Here is a 1,497-nt window from a genome sequence, read left to right as displayed (position 1 = left end):
CAACGCCGTTCAGTTAGGTCGGGGTCCGGGGTGTCAAGGCCCGTTCATGAGCATGTTGATGCTGATAGTGGCTTTGTAGGTGGTGCGGTCGATGGCGGGTCCGCGTGCGTTGTATTTGGAGATCGCTCGTTTGACGATGCGGTCTTTGGTGCGGACCCGCCGGGTGGGCAGGAGGTGGGCCAGGACGTGACGGCCGATGGCGCCGACGAGATCGGTGTCGGTGATGACGCCGGCGGCCAGGACGATCTGGTCCCGGGCGGCGGCGAGGGCGGTGAGGAAGCCGGCCCGGTCGGGGTCGGTGCCCGGGATGCTGTCGGTGGCGTCGGTCATCGCGGTCCGCAGTGCCTGGTAGGCGGTCAGCAGGGCCCAGACCTCCTGCTCGATGCCATCCGGGGTGCGGGCCCGCAGGACGCGTCCGCCCAGGATCGTGGACTTCAGCTCCGCGTAGACGGTCTCGATCTCCCAGCGTTCGTGGTAGAGCCGGACAAGTTCACCGGCCGGGTGGGTGGCAGGGTCGGTGAGGGTGGTCAGCAGCCGGTAATGGCCGGTGCGCGTGCCCTGGGCGGTGCGGAGGGTGATCTCGGCCTCGATGACACGCACGGTCAGTGGACCGATCCGGGTCAGTGTCGAGCCGTCACGGCAGCGGGCCAGCGGCGGCAGCTTGCGGTTGGTCTTGCAGCGCACGAGCAGATCGGCGCCGGTGGCGGCGAGCTGGTTCAGCAGTGCGGCGGAGGAGAAGTTCCGGTCGCCCAGCAGCAGCATTCCGGCCCGTAGGTTCACCGCCAGGCGGCGGGCGTACTCCAGCTCACCGGTCGTGGCGGGACCGAACACGGCTCCGATCACCGACCGGGTTCCGCAGGCAACCAGCGCGGCCAGACGCAACTGCGGGTAGCCCGAGATCCCGTTGCCGAGCCGCTGGCGGGTGAACACTGTCAGGTTGGCCGGGCAGTCCGGGACCGACAGCAGGGTGCCGTCGACCGCGACGACCCTCAGCCCCCGCCATCGCCCGGCGGCAGCGGTCGTGGCCGCAGGGCCACTCACCAGGTCGAACAGGGCTTTCATCGGTGCCGGCCCCAGCCGCTGACGGGCCTGGCGAAGAGCACTGCCACTGGGCCGCACCGGCGCCAGACTTGCCAGCCCGGCGCATAACCGGTCGAAAACCTGCTGATAGCCCAGCCCGTTGAAGAGCGCCGCGGCCAGCAGCAGGTAGACCGTGACCCGCGCCGGTATCAGACGGACCCTGCGCTGCACCGCACCCGTCATGGCCAGCACCTGATCAACCATCTCGAACGGAATGATCCGGGTCAGTTCACCGATGTGCCCCGGCGCGAACACCCCGTCCGCTACCCCGAGCGTCCTTGATATGGCAGCCTGTTCCAACAGCGGAGCTCCTGTGGTGAGGATGTCTTGGAGTGACATTCCTCTTCTACAGCAGCTCCGCTGCCTCGTTCACCAGCCTTGACGAACGACCTCCACGCCTAACTGAACGGCGTTGCT

Annotated in this window: 1 protein-coding gene; it reads right to left on the bottom strand. The window is 68.2% G+C overall.

The features are described 5' to 3' along the window. Nucleotides 1-33 precede the first annotated feature (33 nt). Nucleotides 34-1,380 (bottom strand): IS4 family transposase, encoded by a 1,347-nt coding sequence (locus E6P78_RS32465; protein WP_136207198.1) that lies wholly within the window; start codon nucleotides 1,378-1,380, stop codon nucleotides 34-36. Between the last annotated feature and the right edge of the window lie 117 nt (nucleotides 1,381-1,497).

The sequence above is a fragment of the Streptomyces sp. A0958 genome, assembly GCF_004795035.1.
Classification (GTDB): Bacteria; Actinomycetota; Actinomycetes; order Streptomycetales; family Streptomycetaceae; genus Streptomyces.
This window is presented reverse-complemented; position numbering and strand designations above follow the sequence as displayed.